The following is a 22198-nucleotide window of genomic DNA, read 5'->3' on the forward strand; positions in this document are numbered from 1 at the left end:
TATCGGCGAGTTAGAAGGGCTTTTGCTTATATATTTGCTTACGTATTTATTGTATGTTTTGCTTTTGTTCTTGCTTAAAACAGATAATAAAAAATCCTTGCATTTGTAAAATACAAGGATTTTTATGTTTATAGATTCACCTAAATTTACTTGCCTGGATCTTGCTGACCTTGGTTAGAATTTTTAGGATTAGTATTCTTTGCTACATGTGGCTTCTCAGTGATTGGCTTTTTTTGAGGCTCTTTATCATCAATGTCTTTACGCATATCCTTTGTTGCTTTTACAGCATTATGTAGGTCGTCACAAATCTTCATAATCCATTTATCAAGCTGATCTGCGTATTTTGGCATAAGTTCGCTTACTCGTACTGTAGACGTGTAGCTGCGTCCTGCGATTCCGCTTAGCAAGTTCAGAACATCGTTTCCTTGCTGGCTATCGCTAATCAACACATCAATTTTGCGACCTTCAATAAGCTTCTGAAACTCCTCAACGCTTGAATGTTCTGGTTCATTATTGTTATTTACTGAGTCAACATATTCTTTAGGTGAGCTATCTTTCAAATTGGCATCAGACATTAGCCAGAAAAGAATAGGAGATGTAGAAGCATACTTTGCGTTACCATTTTCTTTAGAGAAATCACTTAAGTAGGTGGTTAATTTCTTTTCCTTTTCCTGCCATTGTGCTAGTCGCTTAGAAAAAGCTTGCTTTTTTGATGGCAAAACTTTGGAGAAGGTGTCAGTCATGGCAGATGCCATAGCATTCCTAGCATCGTGAGAAAACCAAAGATATGGATTGTCTCCGTTAAGTGCTCCTACAGTACCTGCTGCACTAAGCACTTCAGCTTTAGCTGGGTGTACTTTGTTTGCCCAATCATCGTAGCCTGCACCATTTGTAACTAATACTTGTGCATTCTGCATATTTTTTAAATCTTTTGAGCTAGGTTTAAACGACGATATGTCTGTATCTGAACCAGTCATAACTGATTCAACTTTGACGTCAGAGCCACCAATCTCTTGAGCTAAGCTACCCCAGGTGTCAACAGTGGATACAACAGAAATATTTGTTGCAGCTTTTGGTTTTTCTTTTGGTTTTTCCTCAGTTTTTCCACAAGCTGCAAATCCAAGTATTACTGCAGAAGCAATAAGGCATGTTATGGCAGTTTTTCCAAACTTCTTTACTGCACAAAGAACGGTACGCATCACTGTGACTCCTCCCGTGATAATGGTGCGTCGGCGCACGTAAAATTGTTAGTCGACCCATATCTTCTATACTTCACGATAGCCTATCCTTACGAATTGTGCGAGTTGGGAGGAATTTTTTATGACTATTGTGCTAGATGGTAAGGCTTTAGCTAGTAAAATTAAAAAAGATTTGGCAGCGCGCGTTGCTATTTTACATAAAAAAGGCATTAATCCAGGTTTGGGTACGTTGCTTGTAGGTAGTGATCCTGCTTCGTTGAAATATGTTGCTGGTAAGCATCGTGATTGCGAAGAAGTGGGGATTAATTCTATTCGTTGCGATCTGCCAGAAGATGCTAGTGAAGATGAGATTCTTGCTGCTTTACAGAAATTAAATAATGACCCTCTTTGTACTGGATTTATTGTGCAACTGCCATTGCCAAAAGGTATTGATGCTCAAAAAGTTATTTCTTCTATTGATCCTGCAAAAGATTGTGATGGAATGCATCCATATAATTTGGGTGAACTTGTTACGCATATTTCCGGTAATATTACAACACCTTTGCCGTGCACGCCGCGTGGAATTTTAGCTTTGCTTGATGAGTATGGTATTGAACTTTCTGGTAAGGAAGTTTGTGTGCTTGGTCGTGGCATTACGGTTGGGCGTACTATTGGTCTTCTGTTAACACGCAGGGGAGTAGATGCAACTGTTACGTTGTGCCATACTCATACTCGGAATGTTCAGGAGATTATGCGCCGTTCTGATGTAATAATTGCAGCAATGGGTTGTGCTGGTTTTGTTAAGCCTGAAGATATTAAACCTGGCGTTGTTCTTGTTGATGTTGGTGTATCTCGTGTTTTTGATGAAGAGGCTGGCAGATATCGTGTAAAAGGTGATGTTGATTCAGCTTGTCGAGAAGTTGCTGGAGCGTATTCTCCGAATCCTGGTGGGGTAGGTCCGATGACTCGAGCTATGTTGCTGGCGAATGTTGTAGATATGGCTGAGCGAGCAGCTAATTGCAAATAAAATGCGACACGCCCGAAGTAAAACGTAAATTTTGGCTATACCTGTATATAAAATCGACAAAGCGTGTGCATAGTATGCACACGTAGCATAAATACATAATTAAATATCGAGTAATATCCACCCCAAGAAGAAACCACTAATAACTAATGGCAGAGAATAATAACGAAGTCGCCAAGGTTGCGATTAATGATATTGGCACCGAAGAAGACTTCATCAAGGCAGTCGATTCAACCATCAAGAATTTTGATGATGGTGATTTAGTTGAAGGTACAGTCGTAAAGATTGATCACGACGAAGTATTGCTGGACATCGGCTACAAAACTGAAGGTGTAATTCCTTCCCGTGAACTTTCCATCAAAAAAGACGTTGATCCAGATGATGTTGTCGAGGTTGGCGACACCATTGAAGCCCTTGTTGTAACTAAGGAAGACAAGGAAGGACGTCTTATTCTCTCCAAGAAGCGTGCACAGTATGAGCGTGCTTGGGGTGACATCGAGAAGATTAAGGATGCAGACGGTATCGTTGAAGGTACCGTTATTGAAGCTGTTAAGGGCGGCTTGATTGTTGATATCGGTCTTCGCGGCTTCTTGCCAGCTTCCTTGGTTGAGATGCGTCGCGTGCGCGATCTTTCTCCATACATTGGCCAGAAGATTAAGGCTAAGATTCTCGAGCTCGATAAGAACCGCAACAATGTTGTGCTTTCTCGTCGCCAGTTCCTTGAGGAAACCCAGTCCGAAGTTCGCGAGACCTTCCTCTCGCAGCTTAAGAAGGGTCAGATTCGCGAAGGCGTTGTGTCTTCTATCGTAAACTTCGGTGCGTTTGTTGATCTCGGCGGAGTTGACGGTCTCATTCACGTGTCTGAGCTTTCTTGGAAGCACATCGATCACCCATCTGAGGTTGTTAAGGTTGGCGATAAGGTTACCGTTGAAGTTCTCGACGTTGATCTCGATCGCGAACGTATTTCCCTTTCCCTTAAGGCAACTCAGGAAGATCCATGGCAGCGCTTCGCTCGCACTCATGTTCCTGGACAGGTAGTTAAGGGCAAGGTCACAAAGATTGTTCAGTTCGGTGTGTTCATCTCCGTTGAAGATGGCATTGAGGGCTTGGTTCACATTTCTGAGCTTGCAAACCGTCACGTAGAGAACCCAGAAACTGTTGTTAAGGGTGGCGAAGAAGTATTCGTGAAGGTTATCGACGTTGATCTCGATCGTCGTCGCATCTCCCTCTCCTTGAAGCAAGCTACTGAAGCTGTAGATCCAAATTCTGAAGATTTTGATCCAGCTCTCTACGGTATGCCAGCTGAATATGATGCTGAAGGCAACTACAAGTACCCAGAAGGCTTCGATCCAAACACTAACGAATGGATGGTCGGTTACGAGCAGCAGCGCGAAGAGTGGGAAGCTCAGTATGCTGCAGCACACCAGCTTTGGGAAGAGCACAAGGCATTCGCTGCTAAGGAACTTGCGGCTGCAGCTGAATCTGCTGCTGCTGACGGTCAGAGCGAAGAAGCTGAAAAGAAGCCAGCTAAGGAAGAAAAGAAGGAAGAAGTTGCTTCCAACTATTCTTCTGAAGCAACTAGTGAAGGTGCTTTAGCTGATTCCGATCAGCTCGCAGCTTTGCGTGAACAGCTTTTGAACGAAAAGAAGTAGTTTCTACTTTCTACTAGAAGCTTGTAAATAAAACAGTAAGATGCCCTCGGTGACTAATCATCGGGGGCATCTTGCGTATTGTTGTTCATAATGTTTTACGAGTATCTTGAGTATATTTGACAAGTATTTTATAACTCAAGTTTTGTAATTAAATATAGGTACAATCAATTTTCTTTTAATAATCGTGATTATATGATGTAAAACGTCAATCGTATTTACTAATCGTATTTACTAAAAGGATGGTTAAAATATGAACACTTTGGAAAACAACCAGCAAAATGCTCAGTTCCCTTCGTACGATGGAAATAGTGAGGAGAACACTAAAGCAACTTTAGTAAGCTCGCGCAAGAAAATTGTTGCAGGTTTGCTAGCGATTTTCTTAGGCACATTGGGTATTCACAATTTTTACCTTGGTTTTAAAGGAAAGGCGATTGCACAGCTGCTTATTTCTGTTCTTTCCTTTGGGTTCCTGTTGATTATTACGGGAATATGGGCATTGGTTGAGGGTATTTTGATTCTTTGCTCAAAGCCTGGAAGTAAGTGGCACAAAGATGCTGATGGTGCCGAGTTAAAGGATTAGTGTTTTATAATTATTGTTAATAAACAATGCCCTGGTAATTATTTGCTGGGGCATTATTTATAATTCATATATGACAATGATGCGGATTGCGGTAAAGGGCGGAATTGCAGCTGGAAAATCTACAGTAGTAAATCATTTGCGTTCCCTTGGCGCGTTTGCTATAGATTACGATGTTTTAGCGCGTGAATGAAACTTCTATCGAAGGTGCTTTAGCTGATTCCGATCAGCTCGCAGCTTTGTGTGAACAGCTTTTGAGCGAAAAGAAGTATTTTTCTACTAAAAGCTTATAAATAAGATGCCCTCGGTGAGTAATCATCGGGGCATCTTTTAATATCTTTAGTAATAACGCTTTGATTTATTAATTTTTTATTATACAGTTTTTAAGAAAATAAATTTCTTACGAGAGAAAGTGTGATTATTGTGAGTGATTTAGAGAATCAAACTGGAGATTACTCCGGCTCTGACGGACAGACTCAGTACGGACAGCCACAGTACAATGATCAGTCCCAGCAGTATAACCAGGCTCAGCCACAATATAACAACCAATCTCAGTACGGTGCTCAGTCTCAGTACAATGCTCAGCCACAGTATGGTCAGACTCAGTATGATCAGAATTCATATGCTCAGCCGCAATACAATGCTCAGCCGCAATATGGTCAGTACTCTCAGTCTACTCCTCAGTACAATCAAGCATCTTCATACTCTAACTATGGGTCTAATTATTCATCAAACACATACAGAAGCTCTCGTAACAAGATTGCTGCAGGCCTGTTAGCCATTTTCTTGGGTGCTTTGGGTGTGCACAATTTCTATCTTGGTTTTAAAGGCAAGGCTGTTGCTCAGCTGCTTATTTCTATTCTTTCTTTCGGCTTGCTGGCTTTTGTTTCTGGAATTTGGGCATTTATTGAAGGAATTTGCATCCTTTGCTCTCAGCCTGGTTCTAAGTGGCATAAGGATGCCGATGGAGCTGAACTTCAAGACTAATTTTACAATTATTATTTAGCGTATAATGCTCCGGTAATTAGTTACTGGGGCATTACTTATAATTTATATATGACAATAATGCGTATTGCGGTAACGGGCGGAATTGCTGCCGGAAAATCTACAGTAGTAAATCATTTGCGTTCGCTTGGCGCTTTTGTTATAGATTACGATGTTTTATCGCGCGAGGTTGTGAAGCCAGGAGGTTACGTATTTCAGCAAATCGTAAGCATTTTTGGGGAGAATGTCGTTTTGAATGATGGCTCTTTAAATCGCGAGTTTATTGCAAAGCATGTTTTTGGGTACTCCGATGAGAGTTGTGCAAATCGTAAGAAGCTTGAGTCGCTTATTCATCCTGCTATTTATGATTGCGCAAAGCTCTTAGAAAGCAAGTATGAAAGCGAGTATATTAGTAAAATTTCTAAGGAAAATCGCAACGTGTTGGACAGTATAAATTCAGTTATTGTGCACGATATTCCGCTCCTTGCGCAAGTAATCGACAGCATTCCATTTAGTTTTGACCATATTATTACTGTTGAAGCGCCTCAAGAAATTCGCGTTAAACGAATGATAAGCGAGCGAAATATGACTGAGGATCAGGCTTTGGCGCGCATAAATAGTCAGCTTCCTAGTAAAATGCGAAAAAATATCGCAGATTTTGTAGTTGATTCCACTAAACCAATGGAATCGATGCTTAACAGTGTTGACAATACGCTAAAATCATGGTTGTGTGACGCAAACAATAAAAGTGCTGAAATGACGAAACTGGGGAAGTAAAAAACTGGGGAAGTAAAAAACTGGGGAAGTAAATACATGTCGAATAAAATTCAGCGCACAAACAAGCCTTTTGTAGTAAAAGCGCCATACAAGCCTTCAGGAGATCAGCCGCAAGCAATCGACGAGCTGGCTAATCGCATTGAAAACGGCGAAAACGACGTTGTTTTAATGGGTGCTACAGGAACTGGTAAAACCGCTACAACCGCTTGGCTTATTGAGCGTTTGCAAAGGCCTACCCTTATTATTGAGCCGAATAAAACTTTGGCAGCTCAGCTTTGCGCAGAGTTTCGTGAGCTTATGCCAGATAATGCTGTGAGCTATTTTGTGTCTTACTACGATTACTACCAGCCAGAAGCGTATATTCCGCAAACAGACACGTATATTGAAAAAGACTCGAATATTAACGACGATGTTGAGCGTCTTCGTCACGCAGCTACAGCAAATTTACTTACTCGACGGGATTGCGTTGTTGTGGCTACTGTTTCTTGCATTTACGGCCTTGGTACTCCAGAGGAGTATGCCGAGCGAATGCTTATGCTAAGCGTTGGTGATCAGCTTGAGCGAGACGATTTATTACGCCAATTTGTGAGCATGCAATACAAGCGCAACGATATTGCGTTTACGCGCGGAACTTTTAGAGTGCGAGGTGACACAGTCGAGATTATTCCAGTGTACGAAGAATTAGCTGTGAGAATTGAGTTCTTTGGCGACGAAATTGACAGAATTACCATGTTGCATCCGCTTACGGGGGAAGTAATTCGCCAGGAGAGTAGCGTTCATATTTTCCCAGCATCTCACTATATTGCAGGACCTGAGCGCATGGAGTGCGCGTTAAAGGCGATTGAAAAAGAGCGTGATGAAAGAGTAGCGCAGCTTAAAAAGCAAAATAAATTGCTGGAAGCTCAGCGTTTAGAGATGCGAACTACGTATGATTTGGAGATGCTCCGCCAGGTTGGAGTGTGCCAAGGAGTGGAAAATTATTCTAGGCATTTTGACGGCCGTGCAGCTGGCACGCCTCCGCATACTTTGCTTGACTTTTTCCCAGATGACTTTTTGCTTGTTTTAGACGAGTCACATGTAACAGTTCCGCAAATTGGAGCCATGTATGAAGGCGACGCTTCGCGCAAAAGAACGCTTGTAGAGCATGGCTTTAGGCTGCCTTCTGCAATGGATAATCGCCCGTTAAAGTGGAAAGAATTTTTGGAGCATGTTGGTCAAACTGTGTATCTTTCTGCAACGCCTGGAGATTACGAGCTTGGGCTTTCGGATGGCGTAGTTGAGCAGATTATTCGCCCAACTGGCTTGCTTGACCCTAAGATTGAGGTTCGACCTGTGGAAGGGCAGGTTGACGATTTGCTTGCGGAAATCAAGGCGCGAGTAGCAAAAGATGAGCGCGTTCTTGTTACTACGCTTACGAAGAAAATGGCGGAAGACTTAACTGATTACTTCCTTGAGCTTGGTATTAAAGTTGAGTATTTGCATTCGGATGTTGATACTTTGCGCAGAGTGGAGCTTTTGCGCGAGCTTCGCGAAGGAAAAATTGACGTGATTGTTGGCATTAATTTACTTCGTGAGGGTTTGGATTTGCCGGAAGTTTCGCTTGTTGCGATTTTGGATGCAGATAAGGAAGGTTTCTTAAGATCTTACCGTTCGCTTATTCAGACGATTGGTCGTGCTGCTCGTAACGTTTCTGGAACTGTTCTTATGTATGCGGATACTGTTACTGATGCTATGAGCAAGGCGATTAGCGAGACAGAGCGCCGTCGTGAAAAGCAAATCGCGTATAACAAGGCTCATGGAATTGATCCTAAGCCTTTGCGAAAGAAGATTAGTGATGTGAACGACATGCTTGCTAAAGAGGATGTTGATACTCAAACTTTGCTAGCAGGCGGTTACAGGAATGCTAATAAGGCTGGGAACTCGCATTATGGCGTGCCAAAAGAGCCAAATCTTGGGCAGCAAAGCAAAGAAAAGCGTATGGCGAATGTTTCTGAGTTGCCGCAAGACGATATTATGTCGTTGATTAAAAATTTGAATGAGCAGATGCATGTTGCTGCAGAGCAGTTGCAATTCGAGCTTGCAGCGCGTTTGCGCGACGAGATACGCGATCTAAAGAAAGAGTTGCGTCAAATAAGCGATGCTCAAAGTTAGAAAATAACTATTATTCTCAATTATTATTCAACTATTGTTCAAGCATTATCTGAGCGTTATACAAGTATTTTCTGCGATTTTATGTTATTTTTTGTGAGCGTTCACAAAACGCCGAATAAATACAATAAGCGGTCACAATACGTTGATACACTGGAAAGCGGAATTGGGCGTTTTATGGTTTCTATCATTAAATCGCTCATAAAAAATAAACAGAAATAGAAAATAGGTAGGCATTATGCGTAAAGCCAAAATCGTTGATACTATTGGTCCAGCTACCGAATCCTTGGAAGGTATTACCAAGCTTGTTGAAGCCGGTATGGATGTTGCTCGTTTGAACCGTTCTCACGGCACTCCTGAAGATCATTTGCGCGTTTACAACAACGTTCGTGCAGCTTCCAAGTCCACTGGCCGCAATGTTGCTGCTCTTGTTGATTTGCAAGGTCCAAAGATTCGCTGCGGCTGGTTCGAGAAGAACGCTGAAGGCGAAGATAAGGTTTATTTGGAAGAAGGTCAGGAGTTCATCATCACTACTGATGATGTTGAAGGTGACGAGCACCGCACTTCTACAACTTTTAAGGGCTTGCCAGGAGATTGCCACGCAGGCGACCCAATCCTTATCGATGACGGTAAGGTTCGTCTTGAGGTAACCAAGGTAGAAGGCAACGACGTTCACACTAAGGTTATTGTTGCTGGTCCAGTTTCCAGCCACAAGGGCATTAACCTCCCAGGTGTTGCAGTTTCTCTTCCAGCTTTGACTGAAAAGGATGAGGCTGATCTTCGTTGGGCTATTCGCACCGGCGCTGACATTATTGCTATGTCCTTCGTGCGTTTCGCTACCGATATTGATCGCGCTCACGAAATCATGGACGAAGAAGGTCGTCGTATTCCAATCGTCGCCAAGATTGAAAAGCCACAGGCTGTTGAAAACTTGGAAGAGATTGTTAAGACCTTCGATGGCATTATGGTTGCTCGTGGTGATATGGCTGTTGAAATGCCTCTCGAAGAGGTTCCACTGGTCACCAAGCGTTGCATCGAGCTTTCTCGTCGCTATGCAAAGCCAGTTATCGTTGCTACTGAAGTTCTTGGCACAATGGTTAACTCTCCAGTTCCAACCCGTGCAGAAGCTTCTGACTGCGCTAATGCTGTTCTCGACGGTGCTGACGCAACAATGACTTCTAACGAAACTGCTGTTGGTAAGTACCCAGATGTTACCGTAAAGACCATGTCCCGTATTTCTCAGTACGCAACTGAGCACGGCTATGATCGCATTCCTGCTGTTGAGCTTGATATGTCTAGCACCGGTGCTGTTTCTTCTGCAGCTGTTGACTTGGCAGATAAGCTTAATGCTAAGGCTATTGTTGCTTACACTCAGACTGGTCGCACAGTTCATCGTATTTCTCGTGAACGCCCAACCGCTCCAATCTTTGGCTTGACTAACAATGAGCACACTTATCGTTGGTTGGCTTTGAGCTGGGGCACTGAAGGCTTCTTGATTGATGAAGATTACCATGACATGAATCGTCACGATTTGATGATCTTCACCGACAAGGTTCTTCGTGAAGCCGGTAAGGTTTCCGATGGTGATCAGATTGTTATCTTGAGCACTGCTCAGGGTGAACGCCAGGCTGGTCGCACTGACTCCATCTACGTTCACACCGTCGGTGCTTGCGACTAATTGCTTGATTCTGCGTTCTTGTACTAATACGCTAGTTCTTCTAGTTTAAGTGCATTTGCGCAGTAGTATAGTTTGCATAATGCGCGCTAGCTGTTTTTGCAGTTTGCGCGCATTATGTTATGTATGATCAATATTGTTGATTTGCGACACGCGCAAAACGCTTTAACTATTTGCATGTGGCTTAAAGTGTGCTATAGTCAACAAGTCGCAAAAAAATGCGGAAAATTAAAAATGCCCCTGTATCCCAATTGGTAGAGGAAACAGCCTCAAAATCTGTGCAGTGTGAGTTCGAGTCTCACCGGGGGCACGTGCACGACGTCGCTTAGCTTGCTAGGCGACGTTTTTATTTTGTATTTTAATGTTTTGTACATAAACAATGAGCGTATAATAATAAAAGTATTCTCGCACAATGAAAAGTGCTGTACGTATGTGAAAGGAACAACGATGATCCACAGTGCACAATTGCAAGTAAGTGAGCGTAAAAAAAGTAATTATGCTTGCGAATTAATCGATAATTACAAGCGCAATGTAATGTGCTCTTTTACTGCAATTGCTGCAATTGCTGCTGTAGCAACAGTATTAATGTGTATTTTTGCTATTGTCCCAAACTCTTCGGCATTTGCTTCAACTAAATCAACAGACGGTCTTCCGCCAAAAGGTGTGATTGTTACTGCTTTTCAGCAAAATTGGAAAAGTATTGCAAAAGAGTGTAAGCAAACTTATGGTCCTGAGGGTGTGAGTTATGTACAGGTTTCGCCGCCGCAGGATCATATTAAAGGTACAGCGTGGTGGACTTCTTACCAGCCAGTTAGTTACAATCTAAATTCAAAGCTTGGCACTGAAGACGAGTTTAAAAATATGATTATTACTTGCAAGGCTGCTGGTGTTGGAGTTGTTGTTGATGCTGTAATTAATCACACAACCGGTGATAGCAATAAAGATACTGTAGGTGTTGGCGGTAGTAAGTATGATGCGGCAAATCAAAGCTATCCGGATGCTGGTTACACAAAAGATGATTTTCACCAAATAGATAAAGATATTTACACATATAAAGATGCGCAAGTCGTTTGGAATTATCGTTTAGTTGGTTTGCTTGATTTGGATACTTCTAAGCCTCATGTACAAAAAATTCTTGGTAACTATTTTGCAAAATTGCTAAAAATGGGTGTTACAGGCTTTAGAGTTGATGCCGCAAAACATATGTGTCCTGAGGATGTAAAAGGTATTAAAGAAGCTGCTGCTAAGGCTGCTGGAATGAAGCCTGAAAATATTTGGTGGATGCAAGAAACAATTGGTTTCCCTGAACAAGATCCTAAAATTCAGCCGGATCAATATGTTGGTACAGGCGAAGTAGATGAGTTTGAATACTCGTATCGCTTGCGTAATTATTTCTATGGTTCAATTGAGAATTTGTCTCATATTACAGATCAGCTTATTCCTAATAAGAAAGCCGCTATTTTTGTGACTAACTGGGATACTGAGCGTGACAATTCGACTCGAGTTCTCACTTATAAGGATGGAGCAAAGTACGAGTTAGCTAATGCTTTTATGCTTGCTTATCCTTATGGAACACCAAATATTTATTCTGGATATAAGTTCACGCAGCGCGATGATGGTGCTCCTGGTGCAACTGATACGCACATTCCAGATGTAAAGTGCGGCAAGAATTCAAAGTGGCAATGCGCTCAGCGTTGGACTTCGATTCGTGGAATGATTGGATTCTATAATGCTGTTAAGGGCACGAAAGTGACTCAATGGCAAGATGACAACGATAATAACATTGCTTTTAGTCGCGAAAACAAGGGATTCTTGGCGATTAACAATACTGACAAGCCTAAAAATGTGAGTTATAAAACTGATTTGCCTGATGGTGAGTATTGCAACGTATATGCTTCACGTAAATGCTTTAGCACAGTTACTGTAAATGGTGGGAAAGTAGAGACAACTATTCCAGCTTATTCTGCTATTGCTTTGCATGTTAAGGCTGTAGAGCATTTTGGAAGTACTTCCACGTTTAGTACTGTTACGATGATTGTAATTGTTTTCGCTGTGCTATTGATTGAACTAGCTTTGATTTTGCGCAAAAATAAGGCAGGTTCTAATAAGTAGGATGTGAAGTAAAAGACGATTTGGAAATAAATTTATATTGATATTATTACAGTTTTTGTATAGTTATTGCAATATTGTCAGTATGTAGATGGTATAATTTTCTCCGCTGATTGTACATATTATTAGGCGATGGTTAGCATCATAGTTGTGCTAGCCATCGCTTGTGTATTAGAGCTATTAATGCGTCCAAGGAAGGAGCGCGTTAATACCAATGGAGGAAAGGATACTGATGAGTCATCGTCGACACTTTGCATCGAAGATGGTTGCTATTGTTGCGTCTGTTGCAATGCTTGTAACTGGTTTTGCTGTTACAATTAGCGCAAACGCTGTGACTAGCGGGGAGTCTAGCAATAGCAAAGAAACTTCTTCGAATGTAACTCTTAAAGGTAAAGGTGTTATTGTTACTGCATTCCAGCAGAATTGGAAGAGTATTGCTCAAGAGTGCACTAAAACTTATGGCCCTGAAGGTGTGAAGTATGTGCAAATTTCGCCTTCTCAGGATCATATTAAAGGTAAAGCTTGGTGGACTTCTTACCAGCCTGTGAGCTATAAGCTTGATTCTAAACTTGGCACTGAAGCTGAGTTTAAAGATATGATTAAAACTTGCAAAGCAGCAAAGGTTGGAATTATTGCAGATGCTGTAATTAATCACATGGCTGGCGTTGATAATAAGGATACTGTTGGCGTTGGTGGTAGTAAGTATGATGCTGCTTCGCAGACTTTTGAAGACGCTGGATACACTAAGGATGATTTCCATAAGAGCACTGAAAATATTAAAGATTACACGAATGCTGAAGAAGTTTGGACTCACAGACTTGTTGGTTTGCTTGATTTGGATACTTCTAAGCCGCATGTTCAGCAAGTTTTAGGTAAGTATTTTGCAGATTTGTTGAAGCTTGGTGTTGCTGGTTTCCGTGTTGATGCTGTAAAGCATATTTCGCCAGAAGATATGAGGGGCATTAAAGCTTCTGCTATAAGGCAATACAACGAAAGTGTTGAAGATAGCAAAAAGATTCATGACATCTGGTGGATGCAGGAAACTATTGGCAATCCTTCAGAAGCTCAACAAATTCAGCCAGCTGCGCATTTGAATGAAGGCGAAGTTAACGAGTTTGGCTACTCTTACCAGCTTATGCAAAGTTTCAAAGGCTCGCTGATGAAGGCAAGTAAGCCTTTGAACAAAGTTCAAGACGGAATGGTTAAGAGCGATAAAGCTGCTATTTTCGTTACGAATTGGGATACAGAGCGCGGTAACAGCGTGCTTACGTATAAGGACGGTCGTCGTTACGCTTTAGCAAACGCTTTCATGCTCGCGTGGCCATACGGCACTCCAAACGTGTATTCCGGATACAAGTTCGATAAGAATGATGATGGTGCTCCTGGTGCAACTGAAACGTCTGTTCCGGAAGTAACTTGTGGTGCTAATTCAAAGTGGCAGTGCACTCAGCGTTGGACTTCGATTCGTGGAATGATTGGATTCTACAATGCTGTTCAAGGTGCGAAAGTCACAAATTGGCAGGATGATGGCGATAACAACATTGCTTTTAGCCGCGAAAAGAAGGGCTTCTTAGCGATCAACAATTCTCTTGACGAAAAAGAAGTTTCTTATAAGACTGATTTGCCTGATGGTGAGTACTGCAATGTGTATGCTGCAGGAGACTGCTCTAAGACTGTTAAAGTTGAAAAAGGTGAAGTTAGAACCAAGATTGGCGCTCGCGAAGCAGTAGCTTTACATGTTAATGCCACAAAGGCTAATCCTCCGGCAGGCTCTGCCGCAGACACATCTGATCCTCAATATGGTGAAGAAAAGCCTGATGCAGGTATGCCAGAAGATCCTACAACGACCATTTACTTTAAGCCAGATGAAAAGTTTAACGGTAAAAAAGTATATGTTCACTACGGTATAGGCTCAAGCTGGACTCAAGCTCCTGGCGATGAGATGCAAAAGGCTTGCGATAGTTGGTATAAGAAGACAATTAGAACCAATGGCAAAGTTTATGAAGCAGTGTTTAACGATGGCAAAGGTTACTGGTATCACGAAGGAGATAATAATAACTTTAAGATTCCAGCTCACACTGATTCGTATGTAGCTCAAGATCACAAGGGTAGCGTTGGAGTAAATCCTTGCCCAGTAGCATATAATCCAAAGACTACTGTTCGTATCCACTACAAGCCAAAAGCTGGTGATACTCGCGATATTGGCGTTTATTTGTGGGGCAAAGACAAGGATGGTAAAGATTTACCTGGAGCTTGGCATAAATTTAATGGCACTGATAAATTCGGAAAAGTTTTTGAAACTACGGTTGATGGTTCTTTTGAAAACAAGTCACTTTCCTTTATTACTACTACAAAAGATTGGAATAAAGACGGTGGCGATCGTGCTATTGAAAACTGCGCAAGTGGTCTTGCTGAAGCTTGGGTAACAGGCGGATCGGATACTACGCAGTTTGCTGCTCCAGACAACCTTAAGAAGAAGCCAAAAGAGCTAAAGGTAACAGTTCATTATCGCAGGAATGCTGGCGATTATGAAGGCTGGAACATGTGGACTTGGAATGACGGAACCGGTGGTACTGCTCGTTACTTCACTTCGCATGACGATTATGGCAAAGTTGCAACCTTTACTGCTAAGAATGATGCTGGTATTGACAGTGTTGGCTTCAAAGTTAGAAAATCTACGCCAATTAACGCTTGGGATCAACAAGATCCTAGCAATCGCAGTATTCCAAACAATGCGATTAAGCTAGATGCAAATAATCCAAACAAGGGTAGTGCTGAAGTCTGGTTAATGCAAGATGACATGACAGTGTACTTAAACGCTACTATGCCACAACTTACAGCTCACGTGATGTCTGCTGATATTGCTGGCTTAAAGAAGTTAGTTGTAAAAGTGTCTGGTGACGTGTCTTCTGTAAAAGATTCTGACGTAACACTTTTGGATACTAGTGAAAATCCTAGCAAGAAAGTTGAAATTGCTTCTGCTAAAGCTAATGGTTCAGAGATTACTATCGAAACCAAGAATGACCTTAATATTAAGCATAAGTATGAGTTGAGTATTAAAGGATTAGCTACAGGTATTAAGCTTTCTGCTTCCTCAAAAACTGGTGCTAGCGTAATTCGTACCGATGAGTTCGATAAGAAATACGCGTACAATGGTGATGATTTAGGTGCTGTGTATTCTGCTTCTTCAACTACTTTCAAGCTTTGGGCTCCAACAGCAACTGAAGTAAAGCTGATTACTTATAAGTCGACTGCTGAAAAAGCTGAAAAAGACAAAGAAACAGCTATGAAAGCAGAAGATCGTGGCGTATGGTCTGTAAAGCTTGAAGGTGACAAAGCTAATACAGCTTACGCATATGAAGTTCATTTTGCTGATGGCACAGTGAATGTTTCTGCTGATCCTTATGCGAAAGCTGCAGTAGTAAACGGTGAGCGTTCTGTTGTATTAGCAGATAAAGACGCAGGCAGTGCTGGAAATCGTATGCCAAAGTTTACGAATCCAAGTGACGCAACAATTGCAGAAATGGATGTTCGTGACTTTTCGATCAATCCAAACTCTGGTATTAGCGATGCTCATCGTGGCAAGTATCTTGGCGTAGTAGAAGAAGGCACTAAGACTAAAGATAAGCAGAATGTTTCTGGCTTTGATTATTTGAAGTCGCTTGGTGTCACTCACGTACAAATCATGCCAATGTATGATTTTGGTTCTGTGAATGAAACTGGTGACTTGAGCTATGGAAAGCAAGGCGCTCAAAACTGGGGTTATGATCCGCAAAACTACAATGTTCCTGAAGGATCTTACTCTACAAATCCTGCCAATCCAACAACGCGAGTTCAGGAAGCTAAGCAAATGATTGCTGGCCTTCATAAGGCTGGTTTGCGCGTGATTATGGATGTTGTTTACAACCATGTTTACGACGCACAAAATCATTCGTTTAACAAGACAGTTCCTGGATACTACTTCCGCTATAAGGATGGTGCTCTGAATGGTAATTCTGGATGCGGTAACGATACTGCGTCTGAACGTCAAATGATGCGCAAGTATATTTTGGATTCTGTGAAGTATTGGGCTACGCATTACAACCTCGACGGCTTCCGATTTGATTTGATGGGCTTAATTGACCTGAAGACTATGCAAGAAGTGCGTGCTGAGCTTAATAAGATTGATCCTTCAATTATTGTGCTTGGTGAAGGCTGGGATATGAATGAACTGCTTCCTAAGAGCGAGTCTACTATTCAACCAAATGCTTATAAGATTCCAGGAGTAGCGTTCTTTAACGATTCATTCCGCGATTCTGTAAAAGGTTCTGTGTTTGCTGCTAAGGGTACTGGTTTTGTCAATGGCAATACAGATAAAGGTGTTAAGGCTTTGCTTGAGCATAATTTGCTTGGTTGCCAATTTGGCACGAGTAGTACTGTTAAGTGCTGGAATGGTAATGCTGAAACGCACTTTGCTGATGCAGGTCAAATTGTTCAGTATGTTGAAGCTCACGATAACTTGTCGTTGTATGATAAGCTAAAGGTCTCTGCTCCTAACGACACTGAAGACGTACGATTGAGACGAGTAAAGCTTGCAAATTCAATGATTTTGCTTTCTCGCGGCATGCCGTTTATTCAGCTTGGTCAGGAATTCTTGCGAACTAAGAATGGTAACGATAATAGTTACAATGCTGGCGATAAAGACAATGCTCTTGATTGGAATCGTGCTGCTGACAAGTCTGATTCCGTGAACTATTTCAAGGGATTGTTGAAGCTACGTAAGAGCATTAAATCTCTTCGTGATTTTGATTATGCAATAATTAACAAGAACATGAAGATGATTGATGGCACTCCTGATGGTGTAATTGCTTACACACTTAACGATGCAGATAAGCAATATGTTGTAGTGTTCAATGCTAATAATGCTGAAACTCAAGTAAAGATTCCAGCAGGAAAGTATTCTGCACTTGTTGCTAATGGCAAAGTGAATGATACTGCTCAAGATGCAACTGTTGCTGATGATGGCACATACAAGATTGCTCCTGTTTCTACAGCAGTATTGCTTAGTAAAGATAAGGAATCTAAGCCAATTCCTCCGGATGCAAAGCCTGGTGATGAGCCTGGCAAACAGCCTGAGAATCCGTCTGAGCCTGGTGAAAAGCCAAAGCCTGGTGAGGATCCTAGTAAGAAGCCTGAGAAGCCAAAACCTGATCAGCCTGGCACAAAGCCAGCTCCAGCTCCAAAACCTGGTGAGCATCAGCAAGTTCCTGCTCCTGCTCCGAAGCCGACTCCGTCTGAGTCCAGTGAACAATCAAAGCCGTCTAAGCCTTCTGTTCCGTCGGAAAAGCCAGTTCCGTCGGAAAAAACAGAAAAGCCGGCTCCAGCTGATTCTGCTAAACCAGCTCCAGCTAAGCCAGCAGAATCTACTCCTGTACCTGTTGCTCCGAAAACAGTTCAGCAGCTTAATCCAGAATTAAAGGGAACTCTTAGCGTTGGTAACAATAACGTTGCAACTGCAGGTGTTGTTAACAGTGTGAGAATTAATGTTGTAAACAAAGAGTTCACCGAGCGTTTGCAGCGTGATGGAGTAGTTTATGCTTACGCGTATATCTATTCATCTCCACGCTTGCTTAAGGGTGCTGATGGTTCAAAGTTTGTGACTGTTCGCATGGTTAATGGCAAGCCTCAATTTGATGCTCAGTTCCCAGCTGGATATACCGGAAAGCATACGGTTGTTTTGGTTGACGAAAAAGGTAATCAAGTTGCTTGGACTGAAATAACAGTAGTAAATAATGCTGTTAAGAAGAATGTTCATGCGTTAAGTTCAACAGGCAGTAGTGTAGCGCAAATCGCATTTATTATTGCAATATTGTTGCCTGTTGCAGGTGCTTTCTTGATTAAAGTAAGGCGTTCTAAGCATCTGTCTTGCAATTATTAAAATCCAAAGTGCTTTTCGCATAATTTTGTGTTTTGTGATTAAGTACTGAGGTTTTAATAAAAAATGAGGGTAGTAGCAATTGCTAAGCTATTACCCTCATTTTTTATTTTTGCTTGCGTGTTGCGCTTATTTTTAGAAATTTTTTGCTTTGAATAATTTCGGGCGTTTTTTAAAATTATAGTAGCTGTTTTCCTTATGTAAGAATGGTTTATAGGAGATTTTTAAAAAGTAATGTTTTGCTTATATTTTTGAAAATATGATTATATTTTACGAATCAATATTTGCATTTGTACTTTTGCAGTGTTAGCATCATTTCCAACACAAATAAATATCGAATACTTCGGTTGAGGTTTGTGTGTGAGCCACAGTCAGCTAATGAGCTTAAGGAGGCAGTTATCATGCGTAACATGAACATGAATGCTGAATCTCACAATGCTCTTAACGCTGCTCGTATGTGGTGGTGGCAGTCTTCTCTTTGGTGTGAGTTTACTCTGAAGTTTTAGAAGCTGCGTATAAAAGCTTATAAAAGACCTCCGGGGTAAGCCCGGAGGTCTTTTTGTATATAAGCTTAAATTTTAAAAAATAACCAAATCACAAATCACAAATAACAACAAAATATTCGATAGCTTTGTATTCAAATAATATGAAGCTTAAACAAGGAGAGAAATCATGGCTCAAGAAATTAACGAAACCGTTAAGGAAGCTTACAACAATGGTGCAAACGCAACTACAGATGCTGCAGCTGCAATGATGCAAAATGTGAAAGTTAAGAATCACGCATTAGATATTACTTCACTGGTGTTAGTTGCAGTGCTTTTTGCTGCAGGATGCATTCTTGACTTTACTGTTGCAAAGTCTCTTTCTATTGGAAATATTCAGCCTGAGTTCGTTATTGCTTCATTCTGCTTGTCGATTTTGCTTGTTAGACCGAAGATTTACCAGGGTGCTATTATTGGTGCTTTGGCTGCAACGTTAATTCAATTTAATACTTCGATTCCGTTCCTTGAGTATGCTTGTGATATTCCAGCTGCAATCATTATGACTGCAATATTAATTGGTTATATTCGCGTGTTCCCAAAGGATGCAGCTCGTAAAGTAAGCGTATTCCCATTTATTGCTACTTTCATTACTACAGTAATTTCCGGTTGCATTTTTGCTCTTATTGCAGCTTTCTTTATTCTTCACTCTCCAAATATGGTAATGGTTATGTTGCCAATTATTTTGGGAACTGCAGTATTTAATGCAGTTGTTGTTGAAGTGCTTTACGCTCCAATTCGACTTGTTTTGCACAAGTAAAACAACATTGAAGAATAAGTAAATAAATTAACTTGAATAAACGCAAACAAATATAAACAAACATAAATGAATGTAAGTAAGCATAAATAAATATCAAAAGTCGATAATTAAAATTTGATTATCGCATTATGAAGGAGAAGATTATGAATCAGGAAATTAGCGAACATGCAGATAGCATGATTAATGCTGTAAGCATTAAAAAGCATGCTTTAGATATTACGTCTTTAGTGTTGGTTGCAGTTCTTTTTGCAGCAGGATGTATTCTTGACTTTACTGCTGCAAAAGCACTTTCAATTGGAAACATTAAACCAAACTTTTTAATCGCATCATTCTGTCTTGCAATCTTGCTTGTTCGTCCAAATGTTATTCAGGGCGCGATTATTGGTGCTTTGGCTGCAACTTTGATGCAATTTAACGCATCTATTCCTGGTCTTAATTATGTTTGCGATATTCCGGCAGCGATTGTTATGACTTTGATGATTATGGCTTATGTTCGCGTTTTCCCTAAGGATGCTGCTAGAAAGTTCAGTATTTTCCCACTTATAGCAACTTTTATAACTACAGTTGTTTCTGGTTTAATATTTGCTTCTACTGCATCTTTCTTTGTTCTTCATTCTCCTAAGACGATTTTTGTTATGCTTCCAATCATTTTTGGAACTGCTGTGTTTAATGCTGTTGTTGTTGAAGTGCTTTACACCCCAATTCGACTCGTTCTGCATAAGTAAGTGTTTGAATTTGTTTTGGATGATTTATTTTAGATGATATGTATTTTGGATAATATGTATTTGATGATTTTGTTGAATAGTTTGTGCTGGATAATATGCAGCAAGTCATATAATCATCAAAGAATATAATCGCAGAATAAATATAATCGTAAGATATCATTAGTAATTGTAATTGTTAGGTTTCTAAGAGTTAGGAATTATTGTGCCTTTGCTTGAGCTAAAAGATGTGTCTTTTAAGTATGTGAATCGGAATAAAGATGATTCTTTAGACTCTTCAGAGGCACAAGATTCCACTTTTGCACTAAAAGATGTAAGTCTTAGCGTAGAATCTGGCGAATTTGTGGGAATTATTGGTCCTTCTGGCTCTGGAAAAACAACTCTTGCTTCGCTTTTTTCTGGCGCGATTCCGCATCATTATTCTGGCGAACTTTTAGGAAGCGTTAAGATTGCGGGTCAAGACACTAACAATCTTGCTTTAACTAACATTGCTTGCTTGGTTGGATCTGTTATTCAAGATATTGATGCGCAAATGGTTGCCGCAAATGTTGAAGATGAGATTCTTTTTGGCTTAGAAAATTTTGGCGTTGCGCATAGCGAAATACCAAGTCGAATAGATGAAGCTTTGCAAATTGTTGGCATTAGTGATTTGCGTAACCGTGATTTAGACACTTTGTCTGGAGGTCAAAAGCAGAAGGTTGCAATTGCTGCTATTCTTGCGCTAAAGCCTAAAGTTATGGTGTTAGATGAGCCGACGTGCGCTTTAGATCCTGTTTCTTCTAAAATGATTTTTTCGATTCTTAAAGATTTGAATAAGAATTTTGGAATAACGGTTGTTGTAATTGAGCAAAAAGTTGCGCTTTTAAGCGAGTATTGCAAGCGTTTAGTTGTGCTTTCTAATGGCATTTTGTCGCTTGATTTGCCTGTTAGCCAAGCGTTGAAAAATATGGATTTGCTTTATTCTATTGGAATAAATTATCCGCGTACTACGCATTTGGTTAATGATTTACAGCGTGAGAATATTTGCTCTAAAAGCGATTTGCCTGTGTCTGTAGAAGATACAGTAAATACTATTGTTAATACGATTAATAGTGAAAAATCTTTGACTTCACATGTTGATTCACATAGTGAATTTGATAATCGTGAATGCGATTCAAATAAATCGGCGCTTGCTTGCGACTTTTCACACGAATCGCAAGTCTCTACACAATCTTACGCACAAAATAAATCGAAAAACGATTCACCATGTCTTTCGCTTAAAAACGTCAGTTTTTTGTATCAAAGTGGCGTTAGTGCGCTAAAAAACGTGTCTTTTGAAGCTTACGCTGGAGAGCTCGTAACTCTTGTTGGTAGAAATGGTGCTGGCAAAACAACTATTACCAAAATTATTAATGGTTTATTAAAACCAACAGAAGGCAACGTAACAATTGATGGCGTTGACACTAAGTCTCTTCGTATTAGTCAAATAGCAAAATATGTATCTACCTTATTTCAAAATCCTGACCGACAATTATGCAAAGAAACGGTACTTGAAGAAGTTACTTTAAGCTGTATTTTGATTGGTCAGAATGAGGACGAAGCTAAAGCTCACGCAATGGAAATTATTGATGAGTTGGAGCTGGATTCTGAAGCTAGCCCGTTTATGCTCTCTCGTGGCCAGCGTCAAATGGTTGCTTTAGCTGCAACAGTTGTAACAAATCCTAAGATTCTTCTTCTTGACGAGCCAACTTGCGGTCTTGATTACAAGGAATGCATGAGAATTATGCAAGTTGTAGAGCGTTTAAGAAAAAACGGTTGTTGCGTGATTATGGTTTGTCACGATATGGAAGTTGTGCTTGATTATGCAACTCGACTTATAACAATTAATGATGGAAAGCTTATTATTGATGGTTCAGCGTACGATGTGTTTGAAAAACCGGAAGTGTGCTCTGCTGCAGCATTGTATCCACCATTATTGTGTTCCGTTTCTCAAGGCTTGGTTGCGCATGGATTTAATAAGTGCAATGGCTTGTATGTGCGCGAAGAATTAGTAGAAGCGTTGCGCGGCGAAAAAATCACAAAACAGACTGTACAGAATCAGCAGAATTAACAGAAGCAATAGCAAATAAAAGTAGCAAATAAAAGTAGAAGTAAAGGCGT

General features: G+C 40.8%; 13 protein-coding genes, 1 tRNA gene and 1 pseudogene. 14 read left to right on the top strand and 1 reads right to left on the bottom strand.

Going from position 1 to position 22198, the window contains the following annotated elements:
* Positions 1-146 precede the first annotated feature (146 nt).
* A complete protein-coding gene (locus tag HXT37_RS03100) occupies positions 147-1199 on the bottom strand; it encodes a metal ABC transporter solute-binding protein, Zn/Mn family (RefSeq protein WP_116994806.1) in 1053 nt (350 codons plus the stop codon).
* Between the two features lie 121 nt (positions 1200-1320).
* Between HXT37_RS03100 and HXT37_RS03105 the strand changes: the two genes are divergently transcribed.
* The 14 genes and pseudogenes from HXT37_RS03105 (at position 1321) to HXT37_RS03170 (ending at position 22148) form a co-directional block, all read left to right on the top strand.
* On the top strand, positions 1321-2205 hold the full coding sequence (locus HXT37_RS03105) for a bifunctional methylenetetrahydrofolate dehydrogenase/methenyltetrahydrofolate cyclohydrolase (RefSeq protein ID WP_004110747.1): 885 nt from the start codon (positions 1321-1323) through the stop codon (positions 2203-2205).
* A 146-nt stretch (positions 2206-2351) separates the two neighbouring features.
* Positions 2352-3854, top strand: a complete 1503-nt coding sequence (gene rpsA, locus HXT37_RS03110; RefSeq protein WP_012914051.1) for a 30S ribosomal protein S1 — start codon at positions 2352-2354, stop codon at positions 3852-3854.
* Between the two features lie 250 nt (positions 3855-4104).
* Entirely contained in the window at positions 4105-4434 is a 330-nt protein-coding gene (locus HXT37_RS03115) for a TM2 domain-containing protein (protein ID WP_012914052.1), read from the top strand.
* A 70-nt stretch (positions 4435-4504) separates the two neighbouring features.
* Positions 4505-4621, top strand: a pseudogene (locus HXT37_RS03120) (dephospho-CoA kinase); the annotation flags it as partial.
* Between the two features lie 224 nt (positions 4622-4845).
* Positions 4846-5418, top strand: a complete 573-nt coding sequence (locus tag HXT37_RS03125; RefSeq protein ID WP_199172890.1) for a TM2 domain-containing protein — start codon at positions 4846-4848, stop codon at positions 5416-5418.
* Positions 5419-5487: 69 nt separating this feature from the next.
* On the top strand, positions 5488-6192 hold the full coding sequence (coaE, locus tag HXT37_RS03130) for a dephospho-CoA kinase (RefSeq protein WP_103013973.1): 705 nt from the start codon (positions 5488-5490) through the stop codon (positions 6190-6192).
* Positions 6193-6228: 36 nt separating this feature from the next.
* Positions 6229-8343, top strand: a complete 2115-nt coding sequence (uvrB, locus tag HXT37_RS03135) for an excinuclease ABC subunit UvrB (protein WP_103013974.1) — start codon at positions 6229-6231, stop codon at positions 8341-8343.
* A gap of 235 nt (positions 8344-8578) precedes the next feature.
* Positions 8579-10018, top strand: coding sequence for a pyruvate kinase (pyk, locus tag HXT37_RS03140; protein ID WP_103013975.1), 1440 nt, complete (start codon positions 8579-8581; stop codon positions 10016-10018).
* Between the two features lie 233 nt (positions 10019-10251).
* A tRNA-Leu gene (locus HXT37_RS03145) sits at positions 10252-10325 on the top strand.
* 224 nt (positions 10326-10549) lie between these two features.
* Complete coding sequence (locus HXT37_RS03150) at positions 10550-12127, top strand: alpha-amylase (protein ID WP_421779785.1); 1578 nt, start codon at positions 10550-10552, stop codon at positions 12125-12127.
* A gap of 259 nt (positions 12128-12386) precedes the next feature.
* Positions 12387-18041, top strand: coding sequence for a type I pullulanase (gene pulA / locus HXT37_RS03155; RefSeq protein WP_174182772.1), 5655 nt, complete (start codon positions 12387-12389; stop codon positions 18039-18041).
* A gap of 669 nt (positions 18042-18710) precedes the next feature.
* Entirely contained in the window at positions 18711-19337 is a 627-nt protein-coding gene (locus HXT37_RS03160) for a hypothetical protein (RefSeq protein WP_004111317.1), read from the top strand.
* A gap of 143 nt (positions 19338-19480) precedes the next feature.
* Positions 19481-20062, top strand: coding sequence for a tryptophan transporter (locus HXT37_RS03165; RefSeq protein ID WP_012914058.1), 582 nt, complete (start codon positions 19481-19483; stop codon positions 20060-20062).
* Between the two features lie 202 nt (positions 20063-20264).
* On the top strand, positions 20265-22148 hold the full coding sequence (locus tag HXT37_RS03170) for an ABC transporter ATP-binding protein (protein ID WP_103013977.1): 1884 nt from the start codon (positions 20265-20267) through the stop codon (positions 22146-22148).
* The last annotated feature ends 50 nt before the right edge of the window (positions 22149-22198 follow it).

It is taken from the genome of Gardnerella sp. DNF01151, assembly GCF_049244235.1.
Taxonomy (GTDB): Bacteria; Actinomycetota; Actinomycetes; order Actinomycetales; family Bifidobacteriaceae; genus Bifidobacterium; species Bifidobacterium swidsinskii.

Coding starts and splice junctions, on each gene's coding strand:
- rpsA (WP_012914051.1), top strand. CDS start 2,352: ATGGCAGAGAATAATAACGAAGTCGCCAAGGTTGCGATTAATGATATT.
- coaE (WP_103013973.1), top strand. CDS start 5,488: ATGACAATAATGCGTATTGCGGTAACGGGCGGAATTGCTGCCGGAAAA.
- HXT37_RS03100 (WP_116994806.1), bottom strand. CDS start 1,199: ATGCGTACCGTTCTTTGTGCAGTAAAGAAGTTTGGAAAAACTGCCATA.
- HXT37_RS03165 (WP_012914058.1), top strand. CDS start 19,481: ATGAATCAGGAAATTAGCGAACATGCAGATAGCATGATTAATGCTGTA.
- HXT37_RS03150 (WP_421779785.1), top strand. CDS start 10,550: ATGTGCTCTTTTACTGCAATTGCTGCAATTGCTGCTGTAGCAACAGTA.
- HXT37_RS03115 (WP_012914052.1), top strand. CDS start 4,105: ATGAACACTTTGGAAAACAACCAGCAAAATGCTCAGTTCCCTTCGTAC.
- pyk (WP_103013975.1), top strand. CDS start 8,579: ATGCGTAAAGCCAAAATCGTTGATACTATTGGTCCAGCTACCGAATCC.
- pulA (WP_174182772.1), top strand. CDS start 12,387: ATGGTTGCTATTGTTGCGTCTGTTGCAATGCTTGTAACTGGTTTTGCT.
- HXT37_RS03105 (WP_004110747.1), top strand. CDS start 1,321: ATGACTATTGTGCTAGATGGTAAGGCTTTAGCTAGTAAAATTAAAAAA.
- uvrB (WP_103013974.1), top strand. CDS start 6,229: ATGTCGAATAAAATTCAGCGCACAAACAAGCCTTTTGTAGTAAAAGCG.
- HXT37_RS03160 (WP_004111317.1), top strand. CDS start 18,711: ATGGCTCAAGAAATTAACGAAACCGTTAAGGAAGCTTACAACAATGGT.